We start from the raw sequence: 9,026 nt of genomic DNA, 5'->3' as shown, positions 1-9,026 counted from the left end.
GCCAGGTGGGCCAGATCCAGATCCTTTGGGAAAGCGGAAGAAGAAATCTCCCGACCTCATCACTCTGCTGGAAGTCGGCTGGACGCTGGTTTTACGCCCTCTCTCATAAAGTTTGTCAGGCCGTCAGTTGAGAAGGCACTCACACTGGCTCAAAAAATGCGACAGCTAGATCAAAGTGAAGGCGAGATGCGATACGACGAAAAGTTGGAGCATCAACTGAGCCTGACGTGTAAGCAAATTGCTTCACTCTCGCTTCAACGTCAGGCACCCTATGTCATCACGGTAGATGGAACGGCTTACCATGTCTGGTGCCGTGATAACCATATAGATTACACCACTATCAGATTTGAGGGTGTATTACGGGCCACGGCTTAAGCGAATACAAGTAAAAGCGTGAGCTGTCAATTTCTAAAGCTGAAACGTCAGTAGGATACAGTAAGGCTCTGCCCAGGCTTTCCATTTCCACGGGAGAGACATACGAGTAAAGATGTAACTCATCAAAATTACCCGATATTATCTCACCTTTGTAAATCCGCCGCACAACCAATCTGAGATAGCCCTCAGCCTGAACCAGGGCCAGAACCTTTCTCCCGTCTTTGGTGTAGGTCAGCGCCTTACGACGCCCACGCTGTATCTGCTCGATTTCATGACCTGACTGACGGATTGAGTGATAGGCGTCCCGCTGGCACACGACGTTGACAAGCTGAGCGGCAGTCGGACTGTAGTGGCTGTTGATGCCAACCATGACTCGCGCACGTTGCAGCAGAAAGACGACCTCGCCATGTGGCGTAGAGACTACGGTACACAGTTTTCGGTTCATCGCCGCTTGGACAAAATCAGCGCCAAATTGTTCATTGGCTTCCGCCAGGAACATTGCACCAAAGGTATTGATCTCTTCAAGCAGAGGCAAAAATGCCTCTGTCAACCAAACCCGAATCGGTTCAGTCATTATCCCATTTCCCATCACCAAAAGACTTCACAATAAACTGGATGATACCCGGAAAGCAGGACTAGAGAGCGCACCCCCTAAACTTTTGCCTTGTTTTAGGTCAACAATTGAACGCTGCTCACTCAAACCGTGCTACACTCCCACGGTGGAGGCTTCAAAACTGACGAGAAAATAACCCCTGAGTAAGCCCACAATACGAAAACCCCGCTTGCAGGCGGGATTTAAGAAAGAACTTTGGTTGAGTCAAACTACCTTCAGCAAGTAGGACTCTACCAGAGCTAAGCCCCTATTGCAACAGGGAGAACATGGTATGAGTCCTACTTCTTTTGCCCCGTCCGTCCAACGGACGGCAAAGGCCAGCGCCGCCGTGACCGCGCACCCCAAGCCTTCACCAATATCACAAGCTCACGAAAGGCCCGTAACGCCCTTTCAACAAGTGGATATAGCCTCACACACCCTTGACCTGCTTGCTGAGCAGTCAAGGGTTGCTTTTGCTCAAGCGACGGCCCTATGACCGCCGGATACCCAGAGCGGCCAGACTTCACCCTACTGAGTCCCACCGCCGCCAGGTTTGCCCAGCAATTGACCGCCCAGTTCAAGCACCGTGCCTTTGGTCATGCTGACGATCAAAGCGCCCAATCCCTCACAATTTCCCCGACCGCGAGTGCTGAAACAGCCAGGGGGAGCCACCAGGTGCCTGCTAAAGCACTGGCAAAAGCCCCGACACACTCGTACCTCTCAAACGAGCCTGAGAAGCCGTCAGGAATCAGTTTTGGCGAAATCGCCGCCCATTCTATTAAGGAATGGAAGAAAAGTAAGAAGAAGAACCGGAAAGCCAGGGCCAATACAAAGCTGGAAACCGAGGAAAAAATCGAACAGCCTGCCCCACCCCTTTTTGCTGATCTGTTTCCTGACGCCAGGCTCCAAAAGCGCAAGTGGCAATTCCTTGAAGTCCTTCACCGACTTGGCGTTAAGGTCTATCAAGACAAGGGATATAACGTTCTGCCCTCACAGATGACGATTTTTTGCAGCAATGAACTCTTGGCCGCCGCTTTTGGCGTAAACCCGGCAACCATCTGGCGTTGGATCAAAGAGTTTACGGAAGCTGGACTCCTCATGGCTAAGCCTCACCACACGCACAGCCGCACGGTCAGGAGTCAAGCCGACTTCCGTAAAGCCGAACTCAAAAAGCAGAGGGCACAGGCTCAGGCCCAGGCTCAGCACCCCCAGTCTGGTCAAATCTCCGGTGCAGTTGAAACCAGCAGCGGCGCTCAGGCCCAGGCTGCAAAAGGTCAACAGAAGAAGGGGGGAAAGAAAAAGCCACTTTCTAAGACAAAAGACACAGTGGTTGACGGGATGGTGTACTCCATTCGGTTTCGCCCAGGCCACCAGCCTTACGTTCACCTTGAGGACTTGCAACACCAGTACCGAGATTTGGATGCCGACCGGAAGTCAGGCCGCACCGCCTGGAAGATTTGCAAAATAATCAAAGCTCAGCAGGCTCAGGCCGATCAAGCAAGTGACCAACCGCAAACCAAAGACCTACGCAAGAAAAAAATGCAAGGGTCATATCCGCCTATGAGGGAAGAAACATATTCAATACTAGAGGCTTGGGCCACCGCTAAAAAGGATGAAATATCTATTTCCTCGATAGATAATGACCCTTGCATTTCTGACAAGCCGCCACTGACCGAACGACTGGACGTGCAGGGCATCATTCACGCAATCGGCCTCATCCGAGATGCTCACCCCACCCGCCGCGCCGCAGTCGTGGAGTACCTGGCCGACAACCTGTGCCATGTCTACGGCGACAAGCCCTACAAGCTGGCCTACTGCAAACTCATCTGGGAAGCATGGATTGACGAGCGCGAAGGCCGCAACGGGCTACAGTGGCTCAGCGACTCGCTGGCCCGTGTCCATGCCGCCATGCAAGACAAAGAAGTACATATCAGGAAGCCAGGGGCGTTCCTGACCTGGGTGACGCGGCAAGGCACGGAAGCCGCCTAGCCAGTCCAGGCACGCCGTACAACTCAACTGACTTCACCCTGAACGCTTCACTCGAAACCCGGAGCGGTAAGTCATCACGCCCTTATGCTTTTGCCCCCGTACCAAGAACGGTTGCCAAGCATCACCCGTGCCGTGTACCTCTTCCCCATGAACATCAAAGTTATAAACCCTCTGCCGCCCTGTCTCTCGCAGAACCGCAAACTCACCCTGGTTCACACCTCTGATCTGGAGTTGAGCCACCATAACCGTCCACTTACTGCGCTGAACAGCCAACACATACCAACCTGTTTTCTCCGGCCACTTCACTTCGTCCAGAGTAATCGCGTAAAGCCAATGCCGATTCCAAGACTCCATGTTCACCTCAAGCCTTGTTGCCCGCGTACCCTCAAGTCTCTCTAAGGTCAACCGGGAGCGTTCCTGAAACAAACGTCGAGGCTGCAAACGCAACAACCCCAACAAGTACAATGCGCGGTCAAAATTGACAGCCCCAGTCATTACCCCGTCAAATGGCGAACCAGGCCAAAAATGTTCTACCCCTGAAAGCTGGAACAGCACAAGTTCAAACCGACGACTCAAGAGACGGGCCTGAGCCTGTGCCAATAGTTCCTGTTCGTTCATGGTGTCAGGTTGGCGGCTCATACCCTCAGCATAAGCAAATGTTCTTACAGACAGGAGGAAGTGAAATTTGAAGCAGTCCGTTCCGAATCCACGGCGCTACGATTACTCCATACCGGACTGCCAGAGGCAGACGTGACACGCTCACATTCAAACGAGAACCAGTTCCCGAAAGTCCAGAAGTCTAACCGATAGATGCGCGTCACTTCCGGTATTCCGTAACCGCTTAACGCGCCGTGGATTCTTCACTCCCTTCCAAGGCAACTTGCCAGATTCACACACACAATGCCCAGCTCAAAAATTGAAACCAATCTCCTGGCGCTTCTTCCACTCCTGACGTGACAACTCTTTCAACGACTCACGCGAAATCTCAGAGATCACCAGGTCATATCTCTGGGTAATGTCAAGAACACTCGCGTAATCCCCACGAGCAATCAGTATCTCAATGCGCTCTCTCATCAGCGGCATCCTAAGAGGTTGCAGCCCAGTTTGAACAGCCACCTGTGCTGCTTTCAGTAAATCACCTGAGTCAAACGAAAAGGAACTTTCAGCTATTGGCACTGCCTCACTCTATCAGGCCAGCCACTTCGGAACGGAACACAAGAACCCCTAACCCCAAAACGTGTTAAAACTTTCCTATGAACAAATCAGACCAGCCGGGATTCAAACAGCTAAGCGAAGTGATTGCAGAATTGCCCGAAGGACACCGCCGCAGCTATCACGTCAAATTCAAAGAAGCGGTGCGTATCGGAGATATTGACGCCTTGCCCATCGAAACTACTTTTGAATATAGCGCGAGTCGTAAGCATGTTGACCATTTGATTGTTGATGATTCCCGTTTTGAAGCCTGGGATCACCGAACCCGCAAGAATCTGGTTCTCCGAGACAGCGCAAGAGCAAAGGGAACCAACCTGGCGGTGTTCAAAGAGGATGTTCTCAACGGCAGCGTGGATATTGCAAAGCAAGTCGAAGCCTACCGCCGAGAACTCCGAAAGAACAAGAGCAATGCAAAACGGAAGCCAAAAGCCAAAGACTTGACAGACCCGATCCAAGTCACCACTGCTGCTCAAAGTGAAGAACAAAAAACCTCGCTAGCTTCCAAAAAGACACCTGCCCGAGTAAGCCAACCAGAGACAGCAGCCCCGCAAGTTGACATACCAAACCTTCAAACGGAAACCAAGACTGCTAGCGACCCAGTGTCAAGTGTGGCCGGAATTTTTTCAAATACTGATCAATAAGTAGGCAATCCAGTTTTAAGGTGTCCTGTGAACCAGGGCATTTTTTTTGGCCTTCGGAATTATCGAAGAAGGCAAGACGGCTCAGTGAAACTTTGGGGCAGTGGACAGCCAATTTTTACTTGACCCCGAATCGGATTTGAAGTATCTGACAGGTTCAAGATTTTCCGTGGCGGCTGTCAAATGCGGCGCAGTATCGAAAGAGTGAGAGGCTGTAAATGGAGAGTCACCGCTGAAGGCCGAAGCCGGACTTGGAAAACAAGAGGCTAATGGACACCTGGAACAGATGACGGTGACGAGGGAGAGGCAAGGGCAGAGAGGCAAGAGCGCTGAGGCATGGAACGATGGATAACCTAAGCAGAAGATTTGAGTCTTAGATTTGACATTTGGGCCTGAGCCTGTGCATGGATGACTGAAAAAATTGAAAGGTGACTTGATAGAATACGGTCAAAGAGGGAGGTGTGGGTGTGCGATTTCCAATTGGGGCTGTTTTCGGAAAGTTGGGCAGGATAAAGCACTAGGTCAAAAAATTAAAATACGCCGTTCTAGACGTAATTTTCTCGCGCTTGTTTTTGTACCATTGGTGTAAAACTGGATTTCTGTCCTTTTGATGTGTAAAAACGACTCGCAAACGACTTGCATATGACTTGTAAAAGCTCATCAACAAAAGGGAAATTCTGGCACCAAACCTGAATCGGCTGGTAAATTTTTTGGAGGAACTATGGCTAAAAAAAGATTGGTTACGGCGGTTGACGAAGATGTATACAGCCTCATCAGTGAGCAGTCGAAATCCAGAGGACTATCGGTTTACGTCTTTGCAGGTGACTTGCTGACAAAGGCTTCACTGAATACTGAGAAACATGCAGCCGACCAACTTCTTGCGCCGCATATCCGTATGGCGGTACAGCAGGAGCTTACGCGCATGTCTGATCAGATCATCGAGATGCTTGTCCGAATTTATATGGAGGGCGGAACATCACGACGGCTTACTCAACTTCTACTCGCCCAAACCGGAGGACTGGACAGCAATTCAGTTGGTAGTGCCATGCAAATTGCGTGGGATAACACCTATGCTGATATGAGCGTAAGTCTTGCTGGATTAACGGGATGGAAAGCCAAAGTTACCAAGAACTCTTTGCTCAGGGTTGAGCCTGGACAACAGGCAGAGTAAAGGAATTGGTAACATAAAATGCCAGCCATAGTAAAGGCCAGTCGCAGTTCAGGAAGTAAGGCGAGTGGGAAGTCGGGTGGTAGTAGCTTGAAGTATTTTGCTCAGCGTCCAGACTATGAACAACAAAGAGCAGACCGAGAGATTCATACCCGTGATGGTGTGTATCACTTTAGTCAAGATCAGAAGCTACTTGAGCAAAAAATTGACGAGCAGGAACCTGACCACTTGTACCGAATCATCATGAGCAGTGGCGACACACAGATGAATCAACAGCAGACGGAAGAATGGGCTAAGCAGACGCTAGAGTCGCAGGGAATCCATAACTACATGCTTGTTGCCCATGCAGGCGCACAAGGTCACACCGACCATCCTCATGTTCATGTTCTTATTCCTACCAATGAGTTGCTGAACAGGCAGCAACTTAATAGTCTGAGAGACGCCGCTGAAACCCAATACAAGATTCAGCAGAGCCAGATTCAAGAGCGCCAGAAGTTGGTGAACTTGCCTGACGAAGCAAGTCAAGGTATGAAGCAGACTAATGGAGGGAAAGGTACAGAGATAGAATCTGAAAAACCCGAACGCCGCCGACAAACTGACTATCAACTAGGGAGGTAAGCTATGCGCTTTCAAACGATGTATGTAGATATGCGGCCAGTGCTTGCCAAGTGGCTTGGCATACTGACTTTCATTCTGTTTCTGTTCCTTATGTACCTTTCCATTAAACCTGACTTCGACCGGGCGGCTGCTCAGGCTGCGGCTATCTATAGTGAGCAGAACAAAGCTGCTGCACACGGCAATGGTTTGGAGTTTTTGAAGAATTGTCTGTTCGGTGGCAAGTGCATTAACAAAATCAATCTCAATTGGACAGCACCGTTACCCGTGAAGGCATTTCTGATTGGTGGCACATTCTTCGGGATGCTCAGTGCTGCTTTCGGGATGTGGTGGAGGCCCGAGGTTATGGCGAACCGTGACATTCGAGTTAATTCGGCAAAGATTGATCAAAGCCGTGAAACTTCACCCACTCTCCCCAAAGGACTTCTATGATTGTCAACTATCCCCTGTTCATGTTGCGGTGGTTTTTGGCTCTTTGCGTAGTGTGCTTCACTGTGCTTTTTTTTATGATTGGCCAGGGAATTTTGGGGTTCGGTTTTCTGGCAATCGGTACGGGTCTGGTATATGCACTCAAGGACTCTAGGCCGCAAGTGAAGCACAATGCCCACTTCGCTACGCCCGCAGAATTGTCGGACATGACAAAGGGACAGTTTGACGGTGATGGTGTACTTGTCGGACTCGCTTACAAGCAACCACTTGTCGTCAAACCAGGTCTATCTCAGAAAAAAGAAATTGGACATTTCATGTGGGTTGGCCCGAGCCGCAGCGGTAAAGGTTTGAGCATTGCCAGCAATCTTTACAACTGGACAGGTTCAGCAATCGTTGTTGATATTAAAGGTGAAATTGCAGCGCAAACCGCAGGCTATCGGCGGGACGTTTTAGGGCAGGACGTATTTATCATTAACCCGTCGAGCGGCGAAACGACTCATCAGTTTGACCCGTTCGCTGAGTTGGAAACAGACGAACAGATTCTTAGTGCCGCACTTACGTTTATGAACCCCGAAGCATCGGGCGCTAACGCTATTTTCCCTCTGCGTGCAGCTACCGCATTAGCCGCAATTATCCGGGCAGCCAAGATTCAGAATGAACCAGTAACCCCTTTCCTTGACCGTATGCTCTACCACCCCGACGGGGTACGTGGTATGTCACTGGCTTTGCAGAAGCTCAAAGACGAGCAAGTAACAAAATGGCTCAATTCGTTCTTGGGTAAAGACCCTAACCGGATGGACTGGGAAGAAGCAGCAGGCGACAGATTCTTGAACAACTCTTACCAGAACCTCAAAACAACGGCCAGCAGACTAACTACTCCCGGTATTAAATACATGACCGGAGGAAGTGACTTTACCGCCATTGACCTTGTAGCCAGACCGACGACACTTTATCTGGTATTCCGCGAGTCAGAGTTGGGCCTGAACATTGAACTTTTTAATCTGGTTATTGACGCCATTTTCCGTTCCATTATGCGAACATACGACTTGCACCCAGGTATGAAAGGTCAGAAGATTTTGGCGATCTTCGACGAGGCGTTCCGTGCTAAACCTAATCTGCTGACTGAGTACGCGGCGACGGTTGCCGGACGCGACATTTATATGTGCATCTATGTTCAATCTATTGCTCAAATTGCTGAAGGTTGGGGCGAAGCGGGCCAGACTGCGATCATGGAGAACGTACATACAAAAGTTTTCCTACCAGCCGTTGACCGTTCACGTAACGACGTTTCTGGTACAGGTGCATTTGTCGCTGCATCTTGTGGCGTTTACATGGTGGAAAGTAAGGGTATTAGTAAGGACGAACATGCTCACGAGTTGCAGAGCAATGTGAACTTGGAAGAACGCGACCTGATTACAGCGTCCCAGTTCGCCATGCTTCCCGTTGGTCAAAGCATCATTCTGTGCAACAACCTTGCACCCATCTTGGCCCACCGATTAGAACCCTGGAGATTCAAGGCTTACGAGGAAGCCAAGAATCTCAAGATGCCTAAACCTGTGATGAAAAAATTGCGGCCCGCCGTTGTCGAGGAGAGCGTTGAGTCACCTGAAAACGCAGCAACGAGTGAAGCCGCACCACCTGCGCCAGTTGCACCAGCCGCCGCAGAAATCGCTAAAACAATGGCAAACGCCAATAACGAGCAGACGGTTAGAGCAGTCACTCAAGCAGCCCAAGCAGCTCCATCCACTGCAATGCCAGAGGAGGAGAAGGAAAAAGTGAACGAGGTTGGAGCGCCCCGACCACCAGCTCTCCCCCAAGACCCCATTCCGGCCCCTGTTGTATCAACCGGACGGGTTGACCCTAAAACCCTTGAGCAACTGATGCTGACGGCCTGACAAATTTTATGAGAAGACGTCCCCGATAGGGGATAATTTCTGTTTGTGACGACAAAAATGCTCCTCGGGGACGTACCCCGACTCTACCAGAATGTCCGCCCCTTCCTCAGTTC

The 9,026-nt window shown here is 50.4% G+C and carries 9 protein-coding genes; 6 read left to right on the top strand and 3 right to left on the bottom strand.

The features are described from left to right. Positions 1-340: 340 nt before the first annotated feature. The gene (locus E5Z01_RS18640; protein ID WP_135230751.1) at positions 341-949 is read right to left on the bottom strand and encodes a hypothetical protein; all 609 of its coding nucleotides are present in this window, start codon (positions 947-949) and stop codon (positions 341-343) included. A gap of 582 nt (positions 950-1,531) precedes the next feature. Here E5Z01_RS18640 and E5Z01_RS18635 point away from each other — a divergent pair. Beyond that, positions 1,532-2,956: a hypothetical protein gene (locus E5Z01_RS18635; protein ID WP_135230750.1), complete on the top strand. Its 1,425-nt coding sequence runs from the start codon at positions 1,532-1,534 to the stop codon at positions 2,954-2,956. A gap of 33 nt (positions 2,957-2,989) precedes the next feature. Here the strand turns inward: E5Z01_RS18635 and E5Z01_RS18630 are convergent, their stop codons facing one another. Then, positions 2,990-3,595: a hypothetical protein gene (locus E5Z01_RS18630; RefSeq protein WP_135230749.1), complete on the bottom strand. Its 606-nt coding sequence runs from the start codon at positions 3,593-3,595 to the stop codon at positions 2,990-2,992. Positions 3,596-3,865: 270 nt separating this feature from the next. Then, complete coding sequence (locus E5Z01_RS18625; RefSeq protein WP_135230748.1) at positions 3,866-4,132, bottom strand: hypothetical protein; 267 nt, start codon at positions 4,130-4,132, stop codon at positions 3,866-3,868. Positions 4,133-4,209: 77 nt separating this feature from the next. On the opposite strand from E5Z01_RS18625, the gene E5Z01_RS18620 reads away from it, so the two are divergent. From E5Z01_RS18620 to E5Z01_RS18600, 5 genes are all read left to right on the top strand, one after another. After that, a complete protein-coding gene (locus tag E5Z01_RS18620; RefSeq protein ID WP_135230747.1) occupies positions 4,210-4,809 on the top strand; it encodes a hypothetical protein in 600 nt (199 codons plus the stop codon). A 718-nt stretch (positions 4,810-5,527) separates the two neighbouring features. Then, positions 5,528-5,977: a hypothetical protein gene (locus E5Z01_RS18615; protein WP_135230746.1), complete on the top strand. Its 450-nt coding sequence runs from the start codon at positions 5,528-5,530 to the stop codon at positions 5,975-5,977. 87 nt (positions 5,978-6,064) lie between these two features. Beyond that, positions 6,065-6,592, top strand: a complete 528-nt coding sequence (locus E5Z01_RS18610) for a relaxase family protein (protein ID WP_167758017.1) — start codon at positions 6,065-6,067, stop codon at positions 6,590-6,592. Positions 6,593-6,595: 3 nt separating this feature from the next. Further along, entirely contained in the window at positions 6,596-7,021 is a 426-nt protein-coding gene (locus tag E5Z01_RS18605; RefSeq protein ID WP_135230744.1) for a hypothetical protein, read from the top strand. After that, a complete protein-coding gene (locus E5Z01_RS18600) occupies positions 7,018-8,913 on the top strand; it encodes a type IV secretory system conjugative DNA transfer family protein (protein ID WP_135230743.1) in 1,896 nt (631 codons plus the stop codon). Before E5Z01_RS18605 ends, E5Z01_RS18600 begins: the two co-directional genes overlap by 4 nt. Positions 8,914-9,026: the final 113 nt, after the last annotated feature.

Source organism: Deinococcus fonticola, from assembly GCF_004634215.1.
Classification (GTDB): domain Bacteria; phylum Deinococcota; class Deinococci; order Deinococcales; family Deinococcaceae; genus Deinococcus; species Deinococcus fonticola.
The sequence above is the reverse complement of the archived record's forward strand: the minus strand, read 5'-3'. Positions and strand labels throughout refer to the sequence as shown.